This window comes from Arthrobacter sp. ISL-85 (assembly GCF_018613675.1).
In the GTDB taxonomy this organism is placed as follows: domain Bacteria; phylum Actinomycetota; class Actinomycetes; order Actinomycetales; family Micrococcaceae; genus Arthrobacter.
Genome location: NZ_JAGGPQ010000001.1, coordinates 115,266 through 140,312, shown reverse-complemented (window position 1 = coordinate 140,312; position 25,047 = coordinate 115,266). Strand labels below are relative to the sequence as shown.

The following is a 25,047-nucleotide window of genomic DNA, read 5'->3' as shown; positions in this document are numbered from 1 at the left end:
CGGCCTACGGCTGAGGGTCCGCGTCCACTCTGCGCGGTCCCTCAGCTGTCTGCAGAGTCCTGACCGGGCTTGCGGTGCCTTCCAAAACCGGCCGTTCCGCCGTACCTACTTCCGGGTAGTGTGGACCCAGAATGTTCACGTTGACCATCAACCAAACGGACAGCAGGCGCGACGGCGACCAGGTGCCGCAGCTGCTCAAGGCGCTGCGGCACATTCCCGCGCGCCTCGATTTTGACCGGTCAGTCGAGGACGAAGTCCAGGGCATTGTCGACTGCCCGCACCAGGCCGTGGACGCCGCGCTGATCGCATTGCGGAGCGGGCACTGGTACGTGGGGATCGGCGCAGGGCCGGTGAACGAGCCGTTGCCCAACCAGATCAAGGATGCCTCCGGCCACGGCCTGGTCTATGCCCGCCGGGCCGTGGACCGGCTCCGCAACAGCAAAGAGCGGGTCCCGGTTGCGGTGGAGGGTCCGCTGGCCGATGTTGCCCACGACGCCGAAGCAATCCTGCGGCTGCTGGGCCACATTGTGCGGGACCGCTCAGGTGCCGAATGGCGGGTGCTGGACCTGTTGACCCCCGGAGTCCGCGGCCAGCAGAAAGCAGTGGCGCAGGAACTCGGCATCACTACCCAGGCCGTCAGCAAGGCGGTGGCACGGGCGCAATGGAATGAGGAACATGCCGCCCGGCCTGCCGCCGCGAGGCTGCTGGGGCTGATCCTCGCAGTGGGTTAACTGCCGCAGCCGAGTCCGCCGTCGTCACCTACTGCCGGGGCTTGCCTTGGGACCTTAGCTCCCGGTGGCGGCCATGACCGGCTCGCCGTTGAAGTACTCCAGCTTCCAGCCGTCGATCGCGTGGTGGTGGGCCAGGTTGAGGGCCGCGTTGTCCACGCTGGCCAGGGTCTGGCTGATGGCGCGGCTGAGGCTGACGCGCAGCAGGGTGCCATGGGTGACCACCAGGAGCCGCTGGCCGCGGTACTCCTCCGCCAGGGCTTCCAGCGCCGCGAGACCGCGCTCCGCCGCCTCGTCTTCGCTCTCTGCACCTTTGAACCCGCCGGGTACGCGGAGCGCCTCCAGCTCGGGGCCGGCCTGCATCCCTTCGGCCGGGCCGAAGCTGCGCTCTGTCAGTTCGGGGACACGCCGGGCGACCTTGAGCCCGAGCCCTTCGGCGATCAGGTCCGCGGTCTCCGCAGCACGGCTCAGCGGCGAGGAGACAATGGCGTCCCATTCGTAGGGCGCAAGGGTGGCGACGGCGTCCCGCGCCTGGCCGCGTCCGACGTCGTTCAGGGGGATGTCGGTTGATCCCTGCAGCCGGCGCTCGGCATTCCAGTCGGTCTGGCCATGGCGGACGAGGGCGAACGTCGTGAGGGTCATACCCCTATTCTGCCTTGGCCCCGGGCTGACCCCGGAATCGCGGCAGCGGAGCGTGGCCCTGCGGCACCTTAGAGGAGGCTGCGCAGCACGTGGGCGGCGCCGTCGTCGTGCACTGAGTGGGTGACCTCGTCCGCCGCGGCCACCACCTCTGCCGGGGCCTGGCCCATGGCTACCCCGCGGCCGGCCCAGGTGAGCATCTCGATGTCGTTCCTGCCATCGCCCACCGCAACGGTAAGGTGCTCCTCGAAGCCAAGCCGGACCCGGAGGTTTTCCAGGGCGCTGGCCTTCGTCACACCCGCGGCGGCAATGTCCAGCCAGGCGGTCCAGCCCACCGAGTAGGTCACACCCGCGAGGCCCACGTGGTTGATGGCCTCATTGAACTCCTCCGGGGTGTTTTCGGTGCTGAACACCACCACGCGGACGGCGGTTGCCTCCAGCATGGTGTGGAAGTCCACGCCCACCGCCTCCACGCCGAAGCTGGCATCCTGGAACCGCTCCGTCGAGAGGAAATTGCCGTCAGCGTCCTCCAGCGCATATTTGGCGGAGGGAAGCCGTTCGCGGAGGGCACGCAGGGCCGGTGCCGGATCAAACGTGGCTTTGTGGACTACCTCGTAGCCGTTTTCCAGTTCGGGGTGGAGCCGGAGGGTCACGCCGCCGTTGCAGCAGACGGCGTATCCGCGCTCGATGCCGATCTTCTCGATGATGGGAAGCGTGGCGTTAAGTGAGCGGCCGGTGGCGATCATTACCTCGTGTCCGGCGGCCACCACGGCCTGCGCAGCTTCCCGGACGCCAGGGGACATGTGGCCGTCGTGGTTCACCAGGGTGCCGTCCACGTCCAGGGCGACCATGAACTTCTGGTCGGCAGCGGCGAAGCCGGCGTTGTTCTGGTTGTAGTCTCGGTTGTTGTCTCGCCGGTCATCGTTGCCGGCGACTGAGGTTTCAGTCAGCGTTGTCATCCACATAGTGAAGCAGACGTAACTGACACGCGCTAGGACGCGGGCCACAGATTTATTGAACTGTTGGTTAACACGGCGGTTTTCCGCAGCGGACGTGCCCGGCAAGTGTCACACCGCCCGGCCGCATCTTCGCTCTGCACCCGCCCATGGACACCGCACCCCCGCACTCGTGGGTGCACCGTCCTTTCCAGGGTGCGCCGTCCTTTCCGCGGTGCGCGGCAAGGGTTTCCCGGTTGTCCACATGCACCCGCCTGGCCCTTCAGCAGTCACGTCCAATGCCATGAGGATGAGTGGCATGCATCTGATTTCCGCCCAGGACCTCCGCCGCGCGTCCGGCGACACCCGGTCACTCAGCAGGCGTTTCGCGCAGGGGGAACTTGTCCGCGTTCGGCGAGGCGTTTACGCAGACAAGGCCGAGTGGCTGTCACTGGCACCGTGGGAAAGGTACTTCCAGACCGTCCGTGCAGTGGATGTGGAACTGCCCGGGTCCACATTCTGCCTCGACACCGCTGCCGTGGCATGGGGTTTGGACCTGCTCGGGGTGCCCGGACACGTGCACGTGTGCGGCGCATCAAGGGGCCACACTGGGCGTCAGCAACCCATCACAGCCGCTGCCCCGACCCGGTCCGGACGGACCGGACTTGAGGACATTACCGGTTACGGCATCCACCGGCATCGGGGACAACCAGAGGGAGTCCAACGGGAGGGGTTGCTGGTGACGCCGCTGCCGGAGACGGTGATAGGCGTTATTGCGCGGGAAAGCTTTACGGCAGGAGTGGTCCTGGCGGACCATGCAATCAGCGGCCGCCGCATTTCCGGACCCCCGGTCAGCAAGGACGAACTGGCTCAGGCAGCCTGCGCGCTTCCAGCCCAGGCACGTCGAAGCTGGGTGTCAGCGGTTCTCGATTTCGCGGATGCGAATTCTGAGTCACCTGGGGAATCGCTCAGCCGGGCGCAGATGCACCTTCTGGGCTTCCCGGCCCCCATGCTGCAGGCAAAATTCCGGCAGGGAGGGTCGTTTCTGGGGCGGCCGGACTTTTTCTGGCCCCGATACCGGCTGATCGGGGAGTTCGACGGCGACGCCAAGTATCTGAGTGACGACTACCTGGGAACACGGACGGCACGCCAAACCGTGCTTGCCGAGAAGAAGCGTGAGGACAGGCTGCGGGCCAAGGGTTTCCGGTTCGTACGTTGGGACTGGGCAACGGCCTCGGACCCTGCCCGCTTTGCCGCATGCCTCCGGCAGGCGGGCCTACCGAACACCCGGAGCAGGCCAGGCACCCGCTAATGGACCGTGCACCCCCGCGCTCGGGGGTGCACCGTCCATAACCGGGTGCCCGGTCCAGTCGGGGGGCAGGGCAAAGCGCGGCCTTAGAGGACCGGGAGCACCTCAAGGCCGCCCAGGTACTTCTGCAGCGCCTTGGGCACGTTGACGGAGCCGTCTGCGTTCTGGTGGTGCTCAAGCAGTGCCACAATCCACCGGGTGGTGGCCAGGGTGCCGTTCAGCGTGGCCACGGCACGGGTGCCCTTGGCCACGCCCTCCGCGTTGACCGTTCGCTCACGGATGTTCAGGCGGCGTGCCTGGAACGTGGTGCAGTTGGAGGTGGAGGTCAGCTCACGGTAGGCGCCCTGGGTGGGGACCCAGGCTTCGCAGTCGTACTTGCGGGCCGCGGACATGCCCAGGTCGCCGGCCGCGGTGTCGATCACCCGGTACGGCAGCTCGCACTTTGCCAGCATTTCCTCTTCCCAGGCCAGGAGGCGCTGGTGCTCGGCGGCGGCCTCTTCAACGGTGGTGTAGATGAACATCTCCACCTTGTTGAACTGGTGCACGCGGATGATGCCGCGGGTGTCCTTGCCGTGGGATCCGGCCTCGCGGCGGTAGCAGGAGCTCTGGCCCGCGTAGCGGATGGGGCCGGCGGAGAAGTCGAGGATCTCGTCGGCGTGGTAGCCGGCCAGCGCCACCTCGGAGGTGCCCACAAGGTAAAGGTCGTCTTCGGCGAGGCGGTAGATCTCGGCGTCGTGCTTTACATCAAAGCCGGTGCCCTGCATCGTCTCGGGACGCACCAGCGTGGGCGTGATCATCGGGACGAAGCCGGCCTCGATGGCCTGGTCCATGGCCATCTGCAGCAGCGCCATTTCCAGTCGGGCACCCATGCCGCGCAGGAAGTAGAAGCGCGCGCCGGAGACCTTGGCGCCGCGTTCCATGTCGATGGCGCCAATCAGCTCGCCGATCTCCAGGTGGTCGCGGGGCTCGAAGTCAGGGAATTCACGCGGAGCGCCAACGGTCTTGACCACCACGTAGTCGTCCTCGCCCCCCTCGGGAACGCCGTCCTCCACCAGGTTGGGGATGGTGCGCAGCAGTTCTTCCTGCTTGGTCTGGGCTGCATCGGCCTCCGCGGAGGCCGCCTTGACCGCGTTGGCCACTTCCTTGACCTCGGCCAGCAGGGCCTGCTTCTCCTCGCCCTTGGCCTTCGCCACTTTCTTGCCGAACACGTTCTGCTCCGCACGGAGGTTTTCGAAGCGGAGCAGGGCTGCACGGCGGGCGGAATCCGCGGAAATGATCGCGTCCACCACTGATTCGTCCGCGCCGCGGGCGCGCTGGCTGGCACGGTACTTGTCCGGGTTTTCGCTGAGGTCTTTTACGTCGATCACCAGTCAAGGGTATCCAATCCGATGCACGACGGCAGGCGCGCGGCTCCGTGCCCCCGCCCGCCCCGCGCCGGGCTACTGTTGAAGCACCATGAGCGACTGGATTCTCTACCTGCTGATTGCGGTGGCACTTGCCTTCGCTACCTCCAGCTGGTGGGGGGTGCGGCGCCTCAAGGCCCTGCACGTGCGCAGCGCGGTGGCGGGCGAAGCCTCCGACTCAGGACTGGCGCAGCAGCGGGTGGCCGTCGTCCTGAACCCCATCAAGGCGCGGGCCGAGGAAGCCAGGGGAATGATCCACAGGGCCTGCCTGGCCGCGGGCTGGGAGGAACCGGTCTTTTTCGAGACCACGGCGGAGGACCCCGGCTTTTCGCAGATGCAGGCTGCCTTGGCAGGAAAGCCCGACGTCGTCCTGGTGGGCGGCGGCGACGGCACCGTCCGCGTGGTGGCTGAGGCCCTCGCGCACACCGACGTTGCCATGGGTTTGATTCCGTTGGGCACCGGCAACCTGCTGGCCCGGAACGTGGACTTGGATGTGAACGACCTCCACGGCAACGTCCAGGCAGCACTTTTCGGCCGGCAGCGGTACATCGACACCGCCCGGATGGCCATTGAGAACTCCCTTACAGGCCACTACTCGGAGCACGTCTTCCTGGTGATCGCCGGAATCGGCATGGACGCCGAGGTCCTGGCCGACACCAATGCGGGGCTGAAGAAGGCAGTGGGCTGGCTCGCCTACACGGAGGCCGGCGTGCGGCATCTCCCGGGTCGGCGAAAGAGGGTCTCCATCGCCCTGGATGGCAGTCCGGAGCAGGTCCGGAACATCCGCAGCGTGCTTTTCGCCAACTGCGGACTGGTCCCCGGCGGCATCGATTTCATTCCGCAGGCCATGATTGACGACGGCATGCTCGACGTTGTGGTCATGAGCCCCCGCAGCGCCCTGGGCTGGATGCTGATGTATGTGAAGATCATGTTCAAGCACAGTGGAAAGCTGCCCATCATGACCGTTTACCGGTCAGTCAAGGTGGTCATCAGGTGCCCTGAACCCATGCCCACACAGCTCGACGGCGACACATCCGGGGAAGCCACGCAACTTACGGTCCAGGTGGAGCCCCGGTCACTCCTGGTCAGGGTCAAGGGGCAGGTGCAGGAGAACGGCCGGGCGCAGGGCAACGCACGCGCCGTCCGGTAGCCGGCGGCTGAAGCGGCGCCGCGACGGTACTGGCTGTCCTGAGGGCTGGGCCGACCCAGGACACGATGTCAGGACCGAGCCTTCTTTTCTGCCTCAGCCGCCCGTTTCGCGTCCGCCTGGGCTTGTTTGGCAGCAGCGTGGGCTTCGGACTGCTCCCGGATCATTGCCTGCTCCTCTTCGAAGCGCAGGCGGTCCGCGCGGTCCGCGTCGTCCCCGTCCCAGTCCTGGTTGTCTCCCGTCGGCTTGGGGTTAACGATCATCCCTTGGCCGTCGTTGTCAGTGCTGCTGCTGGTCATGACCCACTCCCTTCGTCAGGGGCCATACCCCGTGTGGATCAGGCAAGCATACGCATTGTCCACACCCCGCGGAAGTACTTCCGAGGGCGTTTACCTACGCTTTTGGCGAAGCCCCGGAACCGCTTTCACCTGCGACGGATTCCGCGGTGAGTATGGATTCCACCCATGTCCGGGCCGCCGCAAAAGCGTCATCGGAGGTATGTGCCGGGACCAGCGTTCCCTGCCTGTCTGCCCTGGGATACGAGCCCAGGAAGCGCGTGGCCGGACTGATGCGGTGCAGCCCCGCCAGCGCGTCGGCCACCCTGGCCTCGCCGGCATGGCCATCTGCGTCGATGCTGAAGAAGTAGTGGCCCAGGTACTGGCCCGTGGGGCGGGATTCAATTCTGCTGAGGTTGACCCCGCGGCTGGCGAACTGGTCCAGGATTTCCATCAGGGCGCCGGGACGGTCCTCCGGAAGCGGGACCACGACGGTGGTCTTGTCGGCGCCAGTGCGTGCCGGGAGCGCGTGGGGCCGGCTGACAAGGACGAAGCGCGTCACCGCAGCGGGGTTGTCGCCGATGTTTTCCGCCAGGATGGACAGCCCCGCCTGCTCCCGGGCCACCAGCGGTGCGCAGATGGCCGCGTCATAATGGCAATCCCCGTCCAGCAATCCCACGGCGGACGCGGCAGTGGAGGAGCCGGGAACGTATTCCGCGTCAGGTATATTCTGGTCCATCCACAACCGGCACTGCGCCCAGGCATGCCCGTGGGTGGATACCCGCCGCACATCCGCCAACCGCACCCCGGAACGCGCCACCAGGACGAAGCTAATGGGAACCAGGACTTCGCGGATGATCCGCAGTTCCTGGCCAGCGGCGATGGCATCCAGCGTGGCCGTGACACCGCCCTCCACCGAGTTCTCGATGGGAACCATGGCGGCGTCGGCCGATCCGTCCCGCACCTTGTCAAGGGCGGCATTGACGTTCGACGCCGGCAACCGGACTGCCTGGAGGGCGTCAGGCACCTGCAGCAGGGCAGCCTCGGTGAACGTGCCTTCCGGGCCCAGGAAGGCGTACGTCCGGGACGCGCCGGGCACTAAAGTACCAGCGGCTTGAGTCCGTTGTCCGAGACCAGGGGCTTGCCGGATTCCAGCCACTGGTCCATTCCACCGGAAACGTTGATGGCCGTATATCCCTGGCCGGTGAGCCATTGCGCAACGCGGAAGGAGCGGCCGCCCGTGCGGCAGATGACGTAGAGGTCCTCGTCCGGATCGAGTTCGCCAAGCCGGGCCGGGATCTGGTCCATAGGAATGTGGACCGCGCCGTCAGCATGCCCGGCAACCCATTCGTAGTCCTCCCTGACGTCCAGGATCACGGCGTCAGCGGGGACGTCGTGGACGGGGATGGTATCGAAATCGCTCATCGGAGTCCTGTCTTGGCGGATCTGGTGGATCAAAGTCAGGTTTAAGCCTAGCCCTTTTGCTCCCCTTCACCTGGCCCCGTCCGGAAATGGCCGCGGGTTAGGCTGGTGAAGGCCCAGGAGGTTTCCATGTCCCAGCAGCTGACCGCCTTTCCCGCACCACCGCTATGCGCCGCCCGCAATGCCGGACCGCAGCCGGAGGACCGCCACGGTGCCTGAACTCCACGAACTCCCGGCGCTGGCCCTGCGGGACCTCCTGCGCAGTGGAACAGTGTCCGCCGCCGATGCCACCGCACACTTCCTGGAGCGGATCCGGCAGCAGAACCCCCTGCTGGGCGCCTTCATCACTGTGACAGCGGATCAGGCGATGGAACAGGCCCGGACGGCGGATGCCCTGCGCTCCCTCTCGGACGAGGATGACCTCCCCTTGCTGCATGGCATGCCGCTTGCCTTTAAGGACCTCACTGACGTGGCCGGCGTCGTCACCACGCACGGCAGTGCGGCCCTGGACCACAAGCCCGCCCCGGCCGATGCGCCCCTCGTGGCTCTTTTCAAGGACGCCGGCGTGATCTCCCTGGGCAAGACCCAGGTGCCGGAATTCGGCCTGACGGCCTACAGCGAGAACCGCATCGCACCGCCGTCGCGCAATCCCCACGCACCCAGCAGGAGTTCCGGAGGGTCGTCGGGTGGCAGTGCAGCGGCCGTGGCGGCAGGGCTGCTGCCCTTCGCCCCCGGGACCGATGGCGGCGGATCAGTCCGCATACCGGCCGCCGCCTGCGGCCTGGTGGGGCTTAAGCCCGGCCGCGGAATGGTGGCGGCCGGGGAAAGTGCCGGGGACCCTGCACAGCTGGTGGCGCCCGGTCCCCTTGCCCGGAACGCGGAGGACGCCGCGCTGATGATGGACGCCCTGGCGCCCGGCAACCGGTACCTTGCGGCAGTGAAGGCGGAGCCGCCGCGGCTGCGGATCGGCGTCACACTGGACAGCCCGTGGTCAAGCACGTTTCCCTTCACGCCGGACCGGGAAGCCCTGGACGCGCTCCGGGCCGGCGAAACCCTCCTGGAGCACGCCGGCCATGTGCTGGGGGATGCTGCTATCCGTTACGACAACCGTTACCCGGACGCCTTCACCACCGCCTGGACCGCAGGAGTGGGCGCGGCACGGATCAGCCCCTCCCGCGAAGCGCTGTTGGCGCCCCTGACCCGCACGTTCCGCCGGCGCGCCCAGCAGCGCAGCCCGGCGAAGCTTGCGGAGGCGCTGGCGTTCCTGCGGCAATTCCAGCACGCCACCCTGGCGCAGTACGGGCAGTGGGACCTGATACTGATGCCCGCGTTGGCGCAGACGCCGCGGCCGGTGGGTTGGTTCACCGGCACCGCGCACGGCAGCGACCGCTGGCCGTCGGCCCAGTGGCCCGGCGATGCCGACGGCGACTACCGGAAGCAATGCGAATACGCGCCGTGGTCCTCAATGGTGAACGTGTGCGGACTGCCGGCCATCACCATTCCCGTGCACTGGACCGGCGGTGCCGCCGGCAGCGGACTTCCCATGGGAATCCAGCTGGTAGGCCCCATGGGATCGGAAGCCCTCCTCCTGCAGGTGGCGCGCCAGCTGGGGTACTGACCAGCCGGGGTACCGGGGAAAACTGGCCTGGTTGCCGTTGTTGACCTGAACCTAACACCGGATTAACCCGCCCGTAACTCCCACGGCGCAAACTGGAAAAGCACGCTTCAGCACCCTCCACTCGCCCTCCGCCCGACGAGGAGTTGCCCCACATGAACGCTGACTACCCAGCCGCTGGCCCCGGAACCACCGAGACATCAGACGATGAACGGCCGGACCTTAGCAACTCCAACGTCCGGGAGGACCTTGCCATGGCCGGCCGCTGCGCGCTGGTCCACCTGCCCACGGGCCGGGCCTGCCTGCTCCCCCTCCGCCACCAGGGGCCGTGCGAGTTCCACCGCCCCCAGGAGGCGCAGGACGTGGTGGCCGGCGGCGGCTGACAGGACACCCCCTCCTTGGGTGGCACGGCCCTGTCCCGGCTCCAATGGCAGCTCCACGCCATGCCTCCCCATGCCCTGCTGCCCTCCTGCCCTCCTGCCCTTGCGCCGATCGTCCCGGTCTCGACGCCAGCGCACGGCAGGAGGACGATTAAAGGGCAGTCACCATAAGGAGGTCTGTGATGTGTTATGCATCGAGCAAGGACTTCGGGTGGGGCGCAAAGAAAGAAACCAAGCGCCGGCCTGAAGCAGAACCGGAAACCCCTGCGGAAACTCCTGAGGAGCCGGTCAAGGCACAGGAATTCACCTTCTGGGCCTTCCCCAACTGGCGCAGGACGCCTGCGCCGCGCACCCCCTCCGCAGAAAAGAGCAGGGAGAGGGTCTGACGTCCGGGAAAACATCATCCGGGCAAGAGTCAAGGAGGGGTCCCCGCGCGGGGACCCCTCCGCTGTGACAATGCGTCGTGCCGCCTGTTCCCGATGCAGCCCCGACCTGCGAACCGCCGTCCCCGTCGTTGTACTCCGGCAGGATTGGCGTCTATGGTTGAACAATAAGCATGCTTAGCATTCTGGAGAGGGGACGCGCATGAGTACAGGACAGTACACGCCGGGACCGGACCGCCGGCCGGAAGCGGAAGCCGGCCAGGCGCCGTCGAACGTGGCACAGCCCTCGGCAGACAGGGCGGCAACATACGGCAATGCCCCGTCCTACCCGTCGGGCGCCCCGGGAACACCTGCCGCGGGAGCGGCCACCTCCCCCACGGCGGGCGGCCCCCCGGAGCGCAAAGTCACCCGCGCCGGAGTCATCTGGGCGGCAGTGGTGGCCTCCCTGGTGCTCCTGATCCTGTTGATCATCTTCATCCTCCAGAACCAGGAGCTGGTCCTGGTGAAGTTCCTGGGCTTCGAGGGCTCCGTCCCGCTGGGCATGGCGCTGTTCATCGCTGCCGTGGCCGGTGGCGTCCTGGTGGCCGCAGCAGGTGGCGCACGCATTCTTCAGCTGCGCAGGAACACCCGCCGGCCCAAATCCCAACAGCGGAGGTAGCACCCCAGGTGCCGCGTTAGGCTGCCGCCACCGCTTGCCGCCGCGCGGGCTCTATCGCACGCTCTACACCGAGTCCACGTCAGCGGCTACCCAAGCTTGCGAACTTCCGGGCGCGGGCAGCCACCAGCTCAGGTACCGGAACACGGGCCACGGAGGCCAGTTCGTACTCGATGGCCCGGGCCATCCGGGTGCAGAACCCGCGCGGCTCCAGTGAAGCGTCGCCACGTTCGTCCACGATGTGATCCACGAGGCCGTTGGCATACAGCGCCGCCACGTTGACCCCCTGCGCCTGTGCCATGGCGGGCGCAAACGCGGTAGTGCGATGCACAATGGCGCTGGCGCCTTCGGGGGGCAACGGCGAGAGCCAGCTGTGCTGGGCGGCGATGGTCCTGTCCGCCGGCAGCAGTGCCAGTGCCCCTCCCCCGGCGCCTTGGCCCAGCAGCACGGAGACCGACGGCGATTCGAGCCCGATCAGTTCGTGCAGTGAGCGCGCAATCTCCCCTGCCAGCCCGCCTTCCTCCGCTTCCTGGGAGAGAGCAGCACCGGCAGTGTCAATGACGGTGAGCAGGGGCAGCCTCAGTTCCTCCGCCAGCTTCATGCCCCGGCGCGCCTCGCGCAGCGATCCGGGCCCCATGCCGGCAGCGTCCTTCCGCAGCGGCCGCGCGTGCCCCAGGACAATGCAGGGCTGGGCGCCAAAGCGGGCCAGTGCAAGCAGGAGCCCCGGGTCCTTTTCCCCTTGCCCGGTCCCGTTCAGGGGCAGTGCGTCAGTGGCGCCAAACTTCAGCAGCTGGCGCAGGTCAGGGCGCCGTGAGCGCCGGGAAATCTCTATGGACGTCCACGCGTCAGCGGTTGAGGGCCGGGTGTCCAGCGTTTCGGGTGGGGCGGGCGGCGGGGCGGGCACAGACGCCGCTATGGAACCACCAGCACCAGCTCCGCCGTTCGCAGCCAGGATGTCCAGAGCGCGGCCCACCAGGTCGGCAAGGTCACCGGGTTCCACCACGCCGTCGATCAGTCCCTTGTTGAACAGGTTCTCCGCCACCTGCACGTCCTCCGGGAACGCTTCGCCGTGCAGCGCCTCGTACACGCGCGGGCCCAGGAAACCCAGCAGCGCGCCTGGCTCGGCCACGTTGATGTGCCCCAAGGAGCCCCAGGAGGCCATGACACCGCCGGTGGTGGGGTGCCGCAGGTAGACCAGGTAGGGAAGACCGGCCTGCCGGTGCGCCCGGACGGCGCCGGTGATCTTCACCATGGACAGGAACGCGAGCGTTCCCTCCTGCATCCTGGTTCCGCCGGAGGCAGGACCGGCCAGCAGCGGCAGGCCCTCCGCGGTGGCGCGTTCGACGGCGGCAACAATCCGTTGCGCCGCCGCGTGGCCGATCGACCCGGCGAGGAAGGAGAATTCGCTGACGATCAGCGCCACCCGGCGGCCACGGATGAGCCCGGCGCCGGTGATCACTGACTCGTCGGCGCCGCTGCGTTCCCGTGCCCTGGCAAGGTCACGGGCATATTCCGCGGACAGCACAGGCTGTTCCGGCTCCGTGTCCCAGCAGGCAAACGACCCCGGGTCCACCACGGCCTCCAGAAGTTCGGTGGCGTTCATGTGCCGCACCTTTTCTGCCGTCGCCATGCTATTCGGACCCGGGAGTCGGGGCGCCCAGGCCCAGCCACTCCCGGATCGCCGGCCCGTCCTCGTTGAGCAGGGGCGGCGCGTCGTGTTGGGTCAGGGTGGTTTCGGCGGCGTCCCCGGGCGCGAAGAACCGCAGCGGCGGCCCGGGCAAGCTGACTTTCCCGAGCAGCGGATGCTGCACTTCCACCACGAGCCCCTGGGAAGCCACCTGGTCCCAGGCGTACACCTCGTCCAGCGAGCGGACCTTGCCTGCCGGGATCCCGGCGTCGTTCAGCTTTTCCAGCAGTTCCACCGCGCCGTACTGGGCAAAGGCGCGTTCGACGGCGGCAATTACCTCCCCGCGGTTCCGCACCCTTTCGGCGTTGCTGGCAAAGCCCGGGGCAGCCGGGTCCAGGCCAAAGGCGGCGGCGAACGATTGCCACAGCTTCTCGCTGCCGACGCTGATCTGCACGCTCCCGTCCTTGCAGTTGAACAGGCCGTAGGGGGTAATGGACGGGTGGTGGTTGCCCTGGGCCTGCGGAACCTCACCGGCAACGGTGGTCCTGGTGCCCTGGAAGGCGTGGACGCCGATCAGGGATGCCAGCAGCGAGGTGCGGACCACCTTGCCCTGCCCGGTCCGGTTCCGCTCCACCAGGGCGGCCAGCACCCCGTATGCCCCGTTCATACCGGAGAGCAGGTCGGCAATGGGGACACCGACCCGCTGGGGATCGTCCGGGCCAGACCCCGTCAGGGACATCAGGCCGGCTTCGCCCTGCAGGATCTGGTCGTAGCCGCTGCGCTGGGACTCGGGCCCGTCGTGGCCAAAGCCGGTGATGGACAGGATCACCAGCCGCGGGTTGAGCTCATGCATGGCCGCGGTGGAGAAGCCCAGCCGGTCCATGACGCCGGGCCGGAAGTTCTCGATCACCACGTCCGCCCGCTCCAGCAGCCTCCGGAGCACCGCCCGGCCGTCCTCGCTCTTCAGGTCCAGGCTGATGGACTCCTTGTTGCGGTTGCAGGACATGAAATAGGTGGACTGCAGGTCATCCTCAGGCCCCACGAAGGGCGGGCCCCAGCCGCGGGTGTCATCCCCCGTGCCCGGGTTCTCCACCTTGATGACGCGGGCGCCGAGGTCCGCCAGCATCATGCCGGCATGCGGCCCGGCCAATGCGCGGCTAAGGTCGACGACGAGATGCCCGGCCAGGGGGCCTTGGGAAGTTTCGGCTGTGCTCATGTGCAGGGTTTCCTTTCTAAAGTACGGCGCCGGCTGCAGTGGTGGCTAGAGCCAGCCGGGGACCACCAGCGCCAGCCAGGCCAGGACGGGTCCCGCCACGATGACGATGCCGCTGTAGCCGAGGATCCGCCGGCGGCGGGAGACAGTGCGCCCACGGCAGTGATCACGGCGGTGATGGCGAACATGACCCAGGGGATGAGGGCGACCCGGCTGCCCACCAGCTTGACCGCGCCGCGGACCAGGAGGTCGATGGTGCCGTTGTTCTGCGCTATGGCGAACAGGTAAGTGACGCCGACGATTGTCAGGAAGAGGCCGCCGGGGAAGTTGGCAAGGATCTCGTTCGTGGACATGCCCAGCACCACGGCGCCGAGCAGGAAGGCACCCACGAAGGCGAGTGCGCCCATGTTGAGGGGCAGGACGGTGGCGAGCAGGAACATCGCCGCGAGGATGATGATGGATAAAACAGGAGCGGACATCGTTGGTCCTCCGTTGGGGGAGCGAGAGTGTGACGTGAGTTACTGGCTCACTGGACTAGCCTCTTAGACAGTAAGTCTATCTGTCAATAGACGAAGCAGGTATTCTGGTCCGGTACGTCCAAGGGAGGGCTTTGTGGAGAAGACAGCACGTCAGGGCTTGGAGCGGGTCTCGCGGCCTCGGCTCTATGAACAGCTGGTGGAGCAGATCCTTGCCTACATCGAGTCCGCCCAGCTCCGCCCCGGGGACCTCCTGCCTGCGGAACGCGATCTTGCCGAGCGGCTGGGTGTTTCCCGTGCCACCCTGGCCCAGGCCCTGGTGGCGCTGGAGGTGCTTGGCGTGATCGATGTGCAGCATGGCACCGGCGCCGTCCTGGCGCGGCGGCCCAGCGTGGCCTCGGTAATCAAGGGCCTGCGCGAACACCAGAGCCGGCTGCCGGAAATCGTCGAAGCCCGCAGCACCCTGGAAGTGAAGCTTGCATCCCTTGCCGCGGAACGCCGGACGGATCAGGACCTGGCCGCCATCGACAACGCCCTTAACATCATGGCGAAGGAGATCAACGACGGCGACCGCGGCAGCCATGGCGACGAGCTGTTCCACCAGGCCATCACCGCCGCAGCCCATTCAGCTGTACTGGCGCAGCTGATGGCGTTCATTGCCGAGATGATCCTGGAAACGCGGATGGAATCGCTGGGCCAGCCCGGCCGGCCGGAGCAGTCCCTGGCCTCGCACCGCAAGATCGCCGCTGCCATCCGCGCGCAGGACGCGAAAGCAGCCGCGAAGGCCATGCTGGCGCATATCGAGCTTGTCTCGGACGTGGAACTGCTCCGCTAGGAGCCGCATACACTTCGAGTCACCGGGCCACACCGGACTGTCTGGCTTCCCGGACAGCAGCAGCCGCGTGGCGGTGTTGCCGGCACCCGAAATGTGCTGCCGCTGGCATGAAGGGTAAGACGCGCTGTTTCGGTAAACACGACGGCGGCCCGGGCGCAGGTGGCGCGTTCCAGCAAGTGCAGGGCTGCCGTCGCGTCATGTCCCGGGTCAGCGGGGCTAGAAGGTGCCGGTATTCGACCCGGCGGTGCCGGCGACAGCCAGCCCGATGATGAACAGCAGCCAAATGGCCCCATACCCCAGCAGGCAGAGGTAGCCCAGCACCAGGCCGGTAATGGACATCCCTTTACCGGAGGGCTCACGCCGGAGGGCCAGGTGGCCGGTGATGATGGCGGCGAACTGGGGGAGCAACAGCCAGCCCATGATGACCGAGGCGATGCCGCAGACCATGCTGGCGATGCTCAGGGTCTTCGGTTCCACAGTTCCGCCGTAGTAGGACGGCTGGCCGAAATACTGGCCTGGGTTGTACTGGGGCTGGCCGTACTGCGGCTGGTGGTACTGGGCTCGGTCGTACTGCGGCTGGTTGTACTGGGCTTGGGCGTACGGCGACTGCCCGTATTGGGGCCGGCCGTATGCGGCTCCTTGCCCGAACTGGGCCGGCGGCTGGTACCCGGGCCAGGGCGAACCGCTTTGCTGGTTTTCGGGACGCTGGTAATCGGGCCCCTGGGATGGCTGGTTGCTCATGGTTTCTCCCCTGCGAATCTGGCTACAGCCTACTTCAGTGCAGGACCAGGCGGATGGCCAAAATTACCATCAGCACGCCGATGGAGGCGTCAATCCAACGCCAGGTTCGGGGGCTGGTGAGCACTCCTGCCAGCGTCCTCGCCCCATAGCCCAGCGCAGAGAACCACAGGACGCTTCCGGTCACCGCCCCGCCGGCAAAAGTCCAACGCAGGCCGGGACCTTGCTGGTTGGCAAGGCTGCCCAGCAGCACCACGGTGTCAAGGTAGACGTGGGGGTTGAGGAAGGTCAGTGCCGCCGTGGTTGCGATGACCGAGTTCCTGGACCTGGATGCCTGCTCCTCCAGCGCTGAAGGTTTCACCGCTGCCAGGAAGGACCGCACCGCGAACCACAGCAGGTAGGCGGCACCGGCCCAGCGCAGCACTTCCAGCACGCCAGGGAATTGGGTGACCAGCGCTCCGATCCCCGCGGTTCCGGCCACGATCAGCAGGGCATCGCCGGCCATGCAGACAGCCACCACCACCCCGATGTGTTCCCGGCGGATGCCCTGGCGCAGCACAAAGGCATTCTGGGCGCCGATCGCCACGATCAGCGCCAGCCCGGTCAGCATTCCCGTTATTCCCGCGGTCCACATGCCATGACCATAGGATCGCGAGGTGCCTGTAGACAAATAAAGGATTCTTGGCCTTCATTAGAATACCTTCATGAACCTTGAGCACCTGAAAGCCCTCGTCGCAGTCATCGATGAAGGAACGTTTGAGGCGGCGGCCGACCTGCTCCGGATCACGCCCTCAGCGGTGAGCCAGCGCATCAAGGCGCTGGAAACGTCCGTGGGCCAGGTCCTGGTGCGCCGCCGGCTGCCCTGCACCGCCACCGACGCCGGCGCGCTGCTGCTGCGGATGGCCCGCCAGGTGCAGGTGCTGGACGCTGAGACTGCGGCAGCACTGGGAACCGGATCGAGCTCGCGGGCCCACCTGCCCGTGGCCGTTAACGCGGATTCGCTGGCCACCTGGTTTACCCCCGTTCTGCACCAGGCCGCCGGCTGGGAGGATTCCGCCCTCGACCTGCACATTGAGGACCAGGGCTACAGCAGCCAGCTTCTCCGCGACGGAGCCGTGATGGGCGCAGTGACCTCCGACCCCGTCCCGGTGAGCGGATGCCGCGTGGAGTTGCTCGGGTCCATGCGCTACATTCCGGTGGCCACTCCAGGGCTGCGCCGGCGCTTCTCCGGGCCGGGCGGCGTGGACTGGGCAGCAATGCCGGTCCTGAAATTCAATACGAAGGACACCCTTCAGCAGGACGTTCTCACTGCCAAGCGGGTGCCGGAGCTTCCGGCCACGCACACCGTGCCCTCTTCCCAGGGATTCCTCGCGGCAGTCAGAGCCGGACTGGGCTGGGGAATGATTCCGGAGCTTCAGCTCAGCGGTGAGCTGGCCGGCGGCACGCTGGTCCGGCTGGAGGAGGATGCCCACCAGGACGTGGCCCTGTACTGGCAGGCCTGGGCGCTCGATTCAGACCGGCTCAACCGGTTCTCAGCTGCCGTCCGCGCGGCCGCCGTGGACCAGCTGCGGTCCGGGGACGGGCGGGAGGCTAGCGGGCCAAGTAGGGCAGGATATAGACGGCAAAAATAACGAAGGCGGCCAGCAGCGCCAGCTTGCCTCCGCTGGTGCCGCCGTGTGGCTGTGCCTTGGTGCTCCGGCCGTGGCGCCAATGGCCGGCCGGTGCAGCCGTATGCTGCCCCGCCTGGATGTCCCGTGGCGGCAGGGCACGGCCGGCGGGGTGCCGGGATGCACTGCGGGACCTGGCTGCATCTTCGGCGGATCCGGTTTTGCCTCCCGGGGTAGCCGCGGGACCGGCCGGAGGCAGGGCTCCCGCCGGGCGCACCACGGTTCCCGGGCGCACGTTGCGCAGGGCCGTGATGCCGGGTTCCTGCTCATGCGTGAGTTGCCGGCCCAGCTGCTCGTACAGTCCCACCACTGCCTGCTGTTCGAGCACTGCCGGCAGCGCTTCGATGGCCCCGACCACCCGCTCGGAGCCCGCGACGGCGACGTCCGAGTCTGTTATCCCGAAAAGGTCCGGCTGCGCGGCCATGCAGATGAGCGGACGCACCAGCCTGCGGTGCGGCGGAGCCAGCACCGAGGAAACAGCAGCACACTGGGCCAGGGCACCTTCCACCGCCTGGGTCCGCGCGTAACGGCCCTGCCACAACACACCGGAAGCCACCCGAACTTCGCCGGTCCAGTTCTTCGAATTCACCACCACCACGCCGCCCGGGCCCACCAGGACGTGGTCCAGGTTAGCCTTCGGCCTGCCCGGCCAGTGGACATCGTGGAGCACGTACCAGCCGCGGGGAACCAGCTCGCTGAGCTTGTCAGCCACCAACCGCTCCCCCACCGCTCCGGCATCCCACGCCTTGGTGGAATGTTCGACCTCGTCCAGCCGGCGCTTCAGCCTTGCCACGCGCTCGGCAGCAAGCCTTGACTGCTCCGCTGCCCCGTCTCCTGCCCCCATTGGACGTCCCCGTTTCCTTGCCGGACAGGACGACGGCGGCGGGCCGCCGTCGTCCGTTCCTTTCGGTTTGTTTTCGTGGAATTTCCTTGAAATTAGCAGGGGCGGAAGGGGCGGTATATAGGTACTTTCGCGGCCGTGTACTCAGGTGGGCTACTTGGTTGGCAGCGTCACGGCAGGTCACAGCGTCCGGATTTTGGGCGGGTCGTTTTGACTCCTGCCAGGTTCTGGCATGCTGGAGCCATGGCTAGCCGCGCGGGTACAGTTGCCCAACCCCAGGACCTTGTTGACATCACTGCGCTCCTTGACGCGTATTACGACATCGCACCGGACCTGGGGGACCCCGGCCAGCGCGTCGTGTTCGGGACATCCGGGCACAGGGGCTCCAGCCTCAAGGCGTCCTTCAATGAGCAGCACATCGTGGCCATCACCCAGGCCATCGTTGAATACCGGGCTGCGCAGGGCGTTACCGGCCCGCTGTTCCTGGCCAAGGACACCCACGCGCTGAGCGAACCCGCGCAGAACTCCGCCCTTGAGGTGCTCGCCGCCAACGGCGTCCAGGTCCTGGTCGACGCCCGGCACGGCTACACCCCCACCCCTGCACTGAGCCACGCCATCCTCACCTACAACCGGAAGGCGGCGCCGGGGGCACCCCAGGCGGACGGCATCGTGGTGACGCCGAGCCACAACCCGCCGGCCGACGGCGGCTTCAAGTACAACCCCCCGCACGGCGGCCCCGCTGACTCGGACGCCACGGGCTGGATCGCCAACCGCGCCAATGAGCTGCTGGAAAACGGCCTGCGCGGCGTGAAGCGGATCCCGCTGGCGGATGCCCAGGCCGCGGACACCACCGGCAAGTTCGATTTCCTCTCCAGCTACGTGGACGATCTTCCGTCCGTCCTGAACCTGGACGCCATCCGCGACGCCGGCGTCCGGATCGGTGCCGACCCAATGGGCGGCGCCTCCGTGGACTACTGGGGTGAGATCGCCGAGCGCCACCACCTGGACCTCACCGTGGTGAACCCCACCGTGGACCCGCAGTGGGCCTTCATGACGCTGGACTGGGACGAGAAGATCCGCATGGACTGCTCGTCGCCGTCGGCCATGGCATCGCTGATCCAGCGCATGTCCACCGGCGGAGCCACCTTCGACGTGGCCACCGGCAACGACGCCGACGCCGACCGGCATGGCATCGTCACCCCGGACGGCGGCCTGATGAACCCCAACCACTACCTGGCAGTCGCCATCGACTACCTCTACCGCAACCGCAGCGGCTGGAACCCGTCCTCCGTGGTGGGCAAGACCCTGGTGTCCTCCTCCATCATCGACCGCGTGGCGCAGAGCCTGGGCCGCAAGCTCGTTGAGGTTCCCGTTGGCTTCAAGTGGTTCGTCCCCGGCCTGCTCTCCGGCGAAGGTGCGTTCGGCGGCGAGGAATCCGCGGGCGCATCTTTCAATAAGCTGGACGGCAGCGTGTGGACCACTGATAAGGACGGCATCCTGCTGGCCCTGCTGGCGTCCGAGATCACCGCGGTCACGGGCAAGTCCCCGTCCCAGCTGTACAAGGGCCTGACGGACCAGTTCGGCGCCCCGGTCTATGCACGGATCGACGCCGCCGCCACGCGCGAGCAGAAGGCGAAGCTGGGCAAGCTCTCTGCCGCGGACGTCACTGCCACATCGCTGGCCGGCGAGGAGATCACCGCCAAGCTCACCGAGGCGCCGGGCAACGGCGCGCCCATCGGCGGCCTGAAGGTGGTCACCGAAAACGCGTGGTTCGCCGCGCGCCCCTCCGGCACCGAGGACGTGTACAAGATCTACGCCGAGTCCTTCAAGGGCGAGGAGCACCTGAAGCAGGTGCAGGCCGAGGCCAAGGCGCTGGTGGACAGCGTCATCGCCTAGCTTTCACCTTCGCGGCTCCAGAGCCGGAGGACGCGCCGGATGGTGTGGTCGCCGTCGGGAGCCATGTCCACCAGGGCGACGCGGTCAAGCACGACGGCGTCGCCCGGGTGGAGGCGTTTGTCACCGTGATGTGAGACGTGGGGGCGGTACCCGGCAAGGGTGTGGGCGGGCGTAAGGATCCTGCCACCCAGGGCGTCGACGGCGGCAACCAACTGCCCGTGCAGGGCCTGAAGGTCCGGCTGGGGCTGGATGAGGTTGACCGGCACTGAACCGTTGCGGCCGAAGGCGGCGTCCTCCCCTACCGTCAGCGCGGCTCCCAGCGCCGCGGCCGCCGGCGCGTCAGCGAGCCCGGCGATGCGTTCGGTGACGTCCGCACTGTCTTGCCTGCCGGCGTCGAACCTCACCAGCGTGATGTGCAGCGGCCACTCCGTCCGCAGGAAAACCTGGCCGTCGGCAACCGGCTCCAAGAACGCCACGAATATCAGGTTCCGCATCGGCATGGCCCCAGTCTGCCACCCGTCATCAGACGCCCGCTCATCTTTCGCAGCCAAATTCAAAACGCCCGCTCACATTTGACGCCTAAAACTCAAACGCCCGCTCACCAGGGTGAGCGGTCGTTTAGAGAATGAACGTCAAACGTGAGCGGGCGTTTAGAGAAAGAACGTCAAACGTGAGCGGGCGTTTGATGAAAGACCGTCAAACGTGAGCGGGGGTTAGACGGTGCGGACGGCCTCGCCGTAGGAAAACTTGGGCTTGGCCTCGCCCCAGGCTTCCTCGCCGGGCTGGCCGATGTTGACCACCAAGAAGCTCTTCTGGTCGCCTGCCGGGAAGAAGGCGGCGTCGATCGCGTCGAAGTTGGCGCCGGTCATGGGGCCGGCGGCGAAACCGAGGGAGCGGACTGCCAGGATGAAGTAGCCGGCCTGCAGGTGGGCGTTGTTGTTGCCCGTGGCGGCGGCAAGGGCCGGGTCGGCGTCGAACATGGCCTTTGGGGCGTTGTAGCCGGGAAGGAAGTTATCCCATTTGCCGGCCCAGTCGGTGTCGTAGCTGAGGATGGCCACGAGCGGAGCAGACGCTGTTTTGGCCTGGTTGCCGCGGGACAGGGCGTCCACAAGGGTGGCGCGTGCCTCGTCGGAGCGAACGTAGGTGACGCGCAGCGGCTGGGAGTTGAAGGCGGTGGGGCCGAACTTGGTGAGCTCATAGATGGCCTGGGCCTGCTCCTCGGTCACCTCCCCGGTGAAGGAGTTGGCAGTGCGGGCCTGGGCGAAGATCGCGTCCACGGCTGCCGGATCGATAACCGCTTCTTCGTGGGCAATGGTCATTGGCTTACCTTTCGCTGCGCCGCCCGCCTGCAGCGGTGGCCTCTGTTGCTTTCCATAGTTGCAACTTCAAGTGCTCTCCTCCTCTTCCCGTGACGCCGGGTGACCTTGAGCACAGCGGGCGGTGTAAAAACTTGGCGGTATTCTTGACCAAGTTGATCTTCGCCCCCTCGCGGCACCCCCTGAAAGGCATTCCTTCCCATGAGCATGCTCGGAATCAAATGGAAGCTGCACGGCACCGGCAAAACCATCAAGCCGGGCCAAGTGGTGGCCCCTGATGAGCGGTTGGCGTGGCCCCTGACCATTGGCGTGGGCATGCAGCACGTGGTGGCCATGTTCGGCGCAACCTTCCTGGTACCCATCATCACCGGGATGCCGCCGGCCACCACGCTGTTCTTCTCGGGGATCGGCACGCTGCTGTTCCTGGTGCTCACCAAGGGCCGGGTACCCAGCTACCTTGGCTCGAGCTTTGCGTTCATCGCTCCCATCACCGCCTCACAGGCACAGTTCGGGATCCCCGGCGCCCTGGGCGGCGTGGTCCTCGCCGGGACCACCCTGGCCCTGGTGGGTGCGGTGGTGCAGAAGTTTGGCGCCGGCTGGATCAACCGGCTGATGCCACCCATCGTCACCGGTGCCATCGTGGCGCTGATCGGCCTGAACCTGGCCCCCGCCGCAAAGCAGAACTTCGACGCCGCACCCATCACCGCCCTGGTCACGCTGGTCACCATCATCCTGGTCAGCGTCCTGTTCCGCGGCATCGTGGGCCGGCTCAGCATCCTGGTGGGCGTGGTGGTGGGATACCTGGTGGCCATGCTCCGCGGCGAGGTGAAGTACGACAAGATGGACGCCGCAGCCTGGGTGGGCCTGCCGCACTTCCAGACCCCCGAATTCCACATCGGCGTCCTGGGCCTGTTTGTCCCGGTGGTGCTGGTGCTGGTGGCGGAGAACATCGGCCATGTGAAGTCGGTTGCGGCCATGACAGGGCAGAACCTCGACGGCGTCTCCGGACGCGCGCTGCTGGCTGACGGTGCCGCCACCGTCCTGGCCGGTTTCGGCGGCGGCTCCGGCACCACCACCTACGCGGAGAACATTGGCGTCATGGCTGCCACCAAGGTGTACTCGACGGCGGCCTACTGGGTTGCGGGCATGTTCGCCATCGTGCTCAGCTTCTCACCGAAGTTCGGCGAACTCATCGCCACCGTCCCGGCGGGCGTGCTGGGCGGCGCGGCCACCATGCTGTACGGCATGATCGGCATCCTCGGTGTGAAGATCTGGGTGCAGAACAAAGTGAACTTCTCCAACCCGGTCAATCTGACCACTGCTGCCGTGGCCCTGATCATCGGCATCGCGGACTACACCTGGACCATCGGGGACCTGAAGTTCACCGGCATCGCCCTGGGTTCAGCTGCCGCGCTGGTGATCTACCACGGCATGAAGGCCATAGCGAAGGCGCGGGGAACGGTCGCGGAACCCGAAACCGAGCAGGGCGGGCTGCCGCCGGCGGTCAAGTCGGCCCTGAACGCAGCATCGAAGCGGGGCCCCAGGAAGCGCTGAGGCACTGACCGCTACGCTGCCTCCCCCTCCGGCGCGGGGCCTCCGGCGATGTTGGGGTTTACGCCCACAATGGGGTGGCCCGGCGGGAATGGCCCCGGACGGCCAAGGCCAAACACCGGCCCGGGCTGGGGCCGCTTGGCCGCCAGTTCGTCGTCGGCGTGGTGGGGAAGCAGCCGCTTCAGGACCCACGGCACAAAGTACTGCCGTGCCCAGACCAGGTCCTCGGCCCGCGCCTGCGTCCACCCGTGGGCCGGAAGCGGCCGCGGCTGGGACGGCTTGAGCGCGTGCTCCACCCCAAGGGCGTTGAGGGTGGCGACGGCCACGGAGTGATGGCCCAGCGGGGAAAGGTGCAGCCGGTCCGGGTCCCACATCACCGCGTGCTGTAGCTCAGGCAGGCACCACAGGTCCACCATGATGGCGTGGTGCCGCGCCCCGATCCTGTGCAGGTGCTCGTTATAGATCGCAACCCGCCCACGGATCTTGCCAAAGACCGGTGTGTCGCCCCAGTCCGGCCCTGCGTACAGCAGGACAGTGGCGCCGGTGGCTGACAGGATGCCGACGGCCCCGTCAATCTTTTCCGCCAGCTTGTCCGGGTCGCCGTGGCGGAACACGATGTCGTTGCCGCCGCCGGACATCGCGATCAGGTCCGGTTTCAGCGCCAGCGCCGGCGCCAGCTGGACGTCGAGGATCTGCTTCAGCAGCATGCCGCGGATGGCCAGGTTGGCGTAGGCGAAGTCCGGCTGGCTGTCGGCGAGTTCCTCTGCCACCCGGTCGGCCCAGCCCCGGAGGCCGCCCAGGCTGTTCGGCTCGGGGTCGCCAATTCCTTCGGTGTAGGAGTCCCCCAGGGCAACGAACCGGTGCCAGGGGTGCCTGCCCGGTGCGTCCGCGACGGAGCGCAGCTCCTGTTTCTCGATGGTCATGCCGTCCTCCCTTCCGCGGCGGCCGGGGGTTCCTTCCCCGGCGCAGCATCCTTCCGGGGCGACGTTCCGGTTGGAAAGTCCCGCCCCGCCGCCGACGGCCGCGGAAGCTCCGCCACGCCGTCGTACGTTTCCTGCCGCAGCCCCGAAGGCTGCCCGGCCCCGCGGTTCATGCCGCTTGGGGCCACGACATTCAGTGCCGCGTCCCGGAGGTCCAGTTCGTGGTGCAGCGCCTGGGTCTGCAGGAACCGCAGCGCGCCCTCCCGGGTAAGCCCGTATTCGTTCATGAGGCTGCGCACCGCGAGGTCCACCAGGACCAGGGAACTTTGGACGACGGCGAGACCAGCCGTCGTTTCCGCACGTTCAGCCACCCGGACCACGACGCGTAGGGCGCGCGCCACCTGGCGGGCGTAGCTTTGGCTGCGCACCAGGTCGTCACTGGTGAAGGCGTGCGGGGTCGGTGCGTAGAGGTTGATGGCAGCGCTGGTCCCGCCTTCGGTAAGGATGGGGACAGAAAGCAGGGACTGCACGCCGTGGACGGCGGCGGCGCTGGAATATCCGGGCCAGCGGCGGTCCCGGCCCAAGTCCGGGAGCAGAACGAATTCCCCGGTGCGCACGGCTTCCATGACGGGCCCGTCGGCAAAGGAGCACTGCTCCCGGTCGGCCTCGCGTGCCTGCTCCGTGCTGGCCGCAAGGGTGCGTGCCTTGCCCAGGCGAAAGAGGGTGGCCGCCCAGCTGATGCTGCGGCGCTCACCTTTGATGCCCGTCATGAAGTCGCGGGTGACTTCCCAGAGGTAGTCTTCGACGTCCTTGCTGTCGAAGACCGGCTCGGGGGTTACTGGAAGCGGTCCCCAGCCAACCTGCCCCTTGGGTTCAGCGGCCATGCTCCAGCCCTGCTATCAGCGCTCCGGCCCACTGCAAAACCCGTGCTCTTAGAATACGACCCCTTGACGCGTTGATGGGGGATACCGGCAAAACAAAGGGGGATTCTGCGGCTAACGGAGGGGCGGCGCGCCGGTGTCCCTTCCGCGGGCTCCGCTGCGCAGTAGCATCGGGAGAGGGAACACCGAATACTC

General features: G+C 67.3%; 26 protein-coding genes and 1 pseudogene. 11 read left to right on the top strand and 16 right to left on the bottom strand.

Features of this window, described 5'->3' with window-relative positions; translation table 11 throughout:
• Nucleotides 1-131 precede the first annotated feature (131 nt).
• Entirely contained in the window at nt 132-731 is a 600-nt protein-coding gene (locus J7I84_RS00705; RefSeq protein WP_214939228.1) for a hypothetical protein, read from the top strand.
• 54 nt (nt 732-785) lie between these two features.
• On the opposite strand, the gene J7I84_RS00700 is transcribed toward J7I84_RS00705, so the two are convergent.
• Together J7I84_RS00700 and J7I84_RS00695 are read right to left on the bottom strand one after the other, a co-directional pair.
• Nucleotides 786-1,370, bottom strand: a complete 585-nt coding sequence (locus tag J7I84_RS00700; protein WP_214939226.1) for a histidine phosphatase family protein — start codon at nt 1,368-1,370, stop codon at nt 786-788.
• Between the two features lie 68 nt (nt 1,371-1,438).
• Nucleotides 1,439-2,326: an HAD family hydrolase gene (locus J7I84_RS00695; protein WP_214939223.1), complete on the bottom strand. Its 888-nt coding sequence runs from the start codon at nt 2,324-2,326 to the stop codon at nt 1,439-1,441.
• Nucleotides 2,327-2,621: 295 nt separating this feature from the next.
• Between J7I84_RS00695 and J7I84_RS00690 the strand changes: the two genes are divergently transcribed.
• Nucleotides 2,622-3,614 carry a type IV toxin-antitoxin system AbiEi family antitoxin domain-containing protein gene (locus J7I84_RS00690; protein ID WP_251045852.1) on the top strand — a complete coding sequence of 331 codons (993 nt, stop codon included), beginning with the start codon at nt 2,622-2,624 and terminating at the stop codon, nt 3,612-3,614.
• Between the two features lie 83 nt (nt 3,615-3,697).
• On the opposite strand, the gene serS is transcribed toward J7I84_RS00690, so the two are convergent.
• On the bottom strand, nt 3,698-4,978 hold the full coding sequence (serS, locus tag J7I84_RS00685) for a serine--tRNA ligase (RefSeq protein WP_214939217.1): 1,281 nt from the start codon (nt 4,976-4,978) through the stop codon (nt 3,698-3,700).
• Nucleotides 4,979-5,066: 88 nt separating this feature from the next.
• Here serS and J7I84_RS00680 point away from each other — a divergent pair, with 88 nt between their 5' ends.
• The gene (locus J7I84_RS00680) at nt 5,067-6,164 is read left to right on the top strand and encodes a diacylglycerol kinase family protein (protein ID WP_214939215.1); all 1,098 of its coding nucleotides are present in this window, start codon (nt 5,067-5,069) and stop codon (nt 6,162-6,164) included.
• Between the two features lie 68 nt (nt 6,165-6,232).
• Here J7I84_RS00680 and J7I84_RS00675 read toward each other — a convergent pair whose 3' ends face one another.
• The 3 genes from J7I84_RS00675 to J7I84_RS00665 all read right to left on the bottom strand — a co-directional run bounded on the left by J7I84_RS00675 (nt 6,233) and on the right by J7I84_RS00665 (nt 7,861).
• Complete coding sequence (locus tag J7I84_RS00675; RefSeq protein ID WP_214939212.1) at nt 6,233-6,460, bottom strand: hypothetical protein; 228 nt, start codon at nt 6,458-6,460, stop codon at nt 6,233-6,235.
• 94 nt (nt 6,461-6,554) lie between these two features.
• A complete protein-coding gene (pheA, locus tag J7I84_RS00670) occupies nt 6,555-7,535 on the bottom strand; it encodes a prephenate dehydratase (protein ID WP_311381030.1) in 981 nt (326 codons plus the stop codon).
• The gene (locus J7I84_RS00665) at nt 7,535-7,861 is read right to left on the bottom strand and encodes a rhodanese-like domain-containing protein (RefSeq protein ID WP_214939206.1); all 327 of its coding nucleotides are present in this window, start codon (nt 7,859-7,861) and stop codon (nt 7,535-7,537) included. Before J7I84_RS00665 ends, pheA begins: the two co-directional genes overlap by 1 nt.
• A 208-nt stretch (nt 7,862-8,069) precedes the next feature.
• On the opposite strand from J7I84_RS00665, the gene J7I84_RS00660 reads away from it, so the two are divergent.
• The 4 genes from J7I84_RS00660 (at nt 8,070) to J7I84_RS00645 (ending at nt 10,894) form a co-directional block, all read left to right on the top strand.
• Nucleotides 8,070-9,476, top strand: a complete 1,407-nt coding sequence (locus tag J7I84_RS00660) for an amidase (RefSeq protein WP_214939203.1) — start codon at nt 8,070-8,072, stop codon at nt 9,474-9,476.
• A gap of 152 nt (nt 9,477-9,628) precedes the next feature.
• A complete protein-coding gene (locus tag J7I84_RS00655) occupies nt 9,629-9,856 on the top strand; it encodes a hypothetical protein (protein WP_214939201.1) in 228 nt (75 codons plus the stop codon).
• A gap of 179 nt (nt 9,857-10,035) precedes the next feature.
• Nucleotides 10,036-10,239: a hypothetical protein gene (locus J7I84_RS00650; RefSeq protein WP_214939198.1), complete on the top strand. Its 204-nt coding sequence runs from the start codon at nt 10,036-10,038 to the stop codon at nt 10,237-10,239.
• Nucleotides 10,240-10,438: 199 nt separating this feature from the next.
• The gene (locus J7I84_RS00645; RefSeq protein WP_214939195.1) at nt 10,439-10,894 is read left to right on the top strand and encodes a lipopolysaccharide assembly LapA domain-containing protein; all 456 of its coding nucleotides are present in this window, start codon (nt 10,439-10,441) and stop codon (nt 10,892-10,894) included.
• 79 nt (nt 10,895-10,973) lie between these two features.
• Here the strand turns inward: J7I84_RS00645 and J7I84_RS00640 are convergent, their stop codons facing one another.
• The 3 genes and pseudogenes from J7I84_RS00640 to J7I84_RS00630 form a co-directional block, all read right to left on the bottom strand.
• Nucleotides 10,974-12,521: a carboxyl transferase domain-containing protein gene (locus J7I84_RS00640; RefSeq protein ID WP_214939192.1), complete on the bottom strand. Its 1,548-nt coding sequence runs from the start codon at nt 12,519-12,521 to the stop codon at nt 10,974-10,976.
• Nucleotide 12,522: 1 nt separating this feature from the next.
• On the bottom strand, nt 12,523-13,734 hold the full coding sequence (locus J7I84_RS00635; protein WP_214939188.1) for a CaiB/BaiF CoA-transferase family protein: 1,212 nt from the start codon (nt 13,732-13,734) through the stop codon (nt 12,523-12,525).
• Nucleotides 13,735-13,835: 101 nt separating this feature from the next.
• Nucleotides 13,836-14,210 (bottom strand): annotated as a pseudogene (locus J7I84_RS00630) (hypothetical protein); the annotation flags it as partial.
• A gap of 133 nt (nt 14,211-14,343) precedes the next feature.
• Between J7I84_RS00630 and J7I84_RS00625 the strand changes: the two are divergent.
• Nucleotides 14,344-15,042, top strand: coding sequence for a FadR/GntR family transcriptional regulator (locus J7I84_RS00625; RefSeq protein WP_214939185.1), 699 nt, complete (start codon nt 14,344-14,346; stop codon nt 15,040-15,042).
• Between the two features lie 216 nt (nt 15,043-15,258).
• On the opposite strand, the gene J7I84_RS00620 is transcribed toward J7I84_RS00625, so the two are convergent.
• Nucleotides 15,259-15,783 (bottom strand): DUF4190 domain-containing protein, encoded by a 525-nt coding sequence (locus J7I84_RS00620; RefSeq protein WP_214939182.1) that lies wholly within the window; start codon nt 15,781-15,783, stop codon nt 15,259-15,261.
• Nucleotides 15,784-15,817: 34 nt separating this feature from the next.
• Nucleotides 15,818-16,414 (bottom strand): LysE/ArgO family amino acid transporter, encoded by a 597-nt coding sequence (locus J7I84_RS00615; protein WP_251045851.1) that lies wholly within the window; start codon nt 16,412-16,414, stop codon nt 15,818-15,820.
• Nucleotides 16,415-16,484: 70 nt separating this feature from the next.
• Here J7I84_RS00615 and J7I84_RS00610 point away from each other — a divergent pair, with 70 nt between their 5' ends.
• Nucleotides 16,485-17,411, top strand: a complete 927-nt coding sequence (locus J7I84_RS00610; protein ID WP_214939179.1) for a LysR family transcriptional regulator ArgP — start codon at nt 16,485-16,487, stop codon at nt 17,409-17,411.
• Here J7I84_RS00610 and J7I84_RS00605 read toward each other — a convergent pair.
• Nucleotides 17,371-18,291, bottom strand: a complete 921-nt coding sequence (locus J7I84_RS00605) for a nuclease-related domain-containing protein (protein ID WP_214939176.1) — start codon at nt 18,289-18,291, stop codon at nt 17,371-17,373. The two genes, J7I84_RS00610 and J7I84_RS00605, sit on opposite strands and share 41 nt — an antisense overlap.
• Nucleotides 18,292-18,531: 240 nt before the next feature.
• On the opposite strand from J7I84_RS00605, the gene pgm reads away from it, so the two are divergent.
• Nucleotides 18,532-20,184: a phosphoglucomutase (alpha-D-glucose-1,6-bisphosphate-dependent) gene (gene pgm, locus J7I84_RS00600; protein WP_214939173.1), complete on the top strand. Its 1,653-nt coding sequence runs from the start codon at nt 18,532-18,534 to the stop codon at nt 20,182-20,184.
• Here the strand turns inward: pgm and J7I84_RS00595 are convergent.
• Nucleotides 20,181-20,678: a 2'-5' RNA ligase family protein gene (locus J7I84_RS00595; protein WP_214939314.1), complete on the bottom strand. Its 498-nt coding sequence runs from the start codon at nt 20,676-20,678 to the stop codon at nt 20,181-20,183. The two genes, pgm and J7I84_RS00595, sit on opposite strands and share 4 nt — an antisense overlap.
• Before the next feature lie 219 nt (nt 20,679-20,897).
• Entirely contained in the window at nt 20,898-21,503 is a 606-nt protein-coding gene (locus J7I84_RS00590) for a malonic semialdehyde reductase (RefSeq protein ID WP_214939170.1), read from the bottom strand.
• A 198-nt stretch (nt 21,504-21,701) separates the two neighbouring features.
• Between J7I84_RS00590 and J7I84_RS00585 the strand changes: the two genes are divergently transcribed.
• Nucleotides 21,702-23,054 (top strand): uracil-xanthine permease family protein, encoded by a 1,353-nt coding sequence (locus J7I84_RS00585; protein ID WP_214939167.1) that lies wholly within the window; start codon nt 21,702-21,704, stop codon nt 23,052-23,054.
• An 11-nt stretch (nt 23,055-23,065) separates the two neighbouring features.
• Here J7I84_RS00585 and J7I84_RS00580 read toward each other — a convergent pair whose 3' ends face one another.
• Nucleotides 23,066-23,974, bottom strand: coding sequence for an SGNH/GDSL hydrolase family protein (locus tag J7I84_RS00580; protein ID WP_214939164.1), 909 nt, complete (start codon nt 23,972-23,974; stop codon nt 23,066-23,068).
• The gene (locus tag J7I84_RS00575; protein ID WP_214939161.1) at nt 23,971-24,855 is read right to left on the bottom strand and encodes a GAF domain-containing protein; all 885 of its coding nucleotides are present in this window, start codon (nt 24,853-24,855) and stop codon (nt 23,971-23,973) included. Before J7I84_RS00575 ends, J7I84_RS00580 begins: the two co-directional genes overlap by 4 nt.
• Nucleotides 24,856-25,047: the final 192 nt, after the last annotated feature.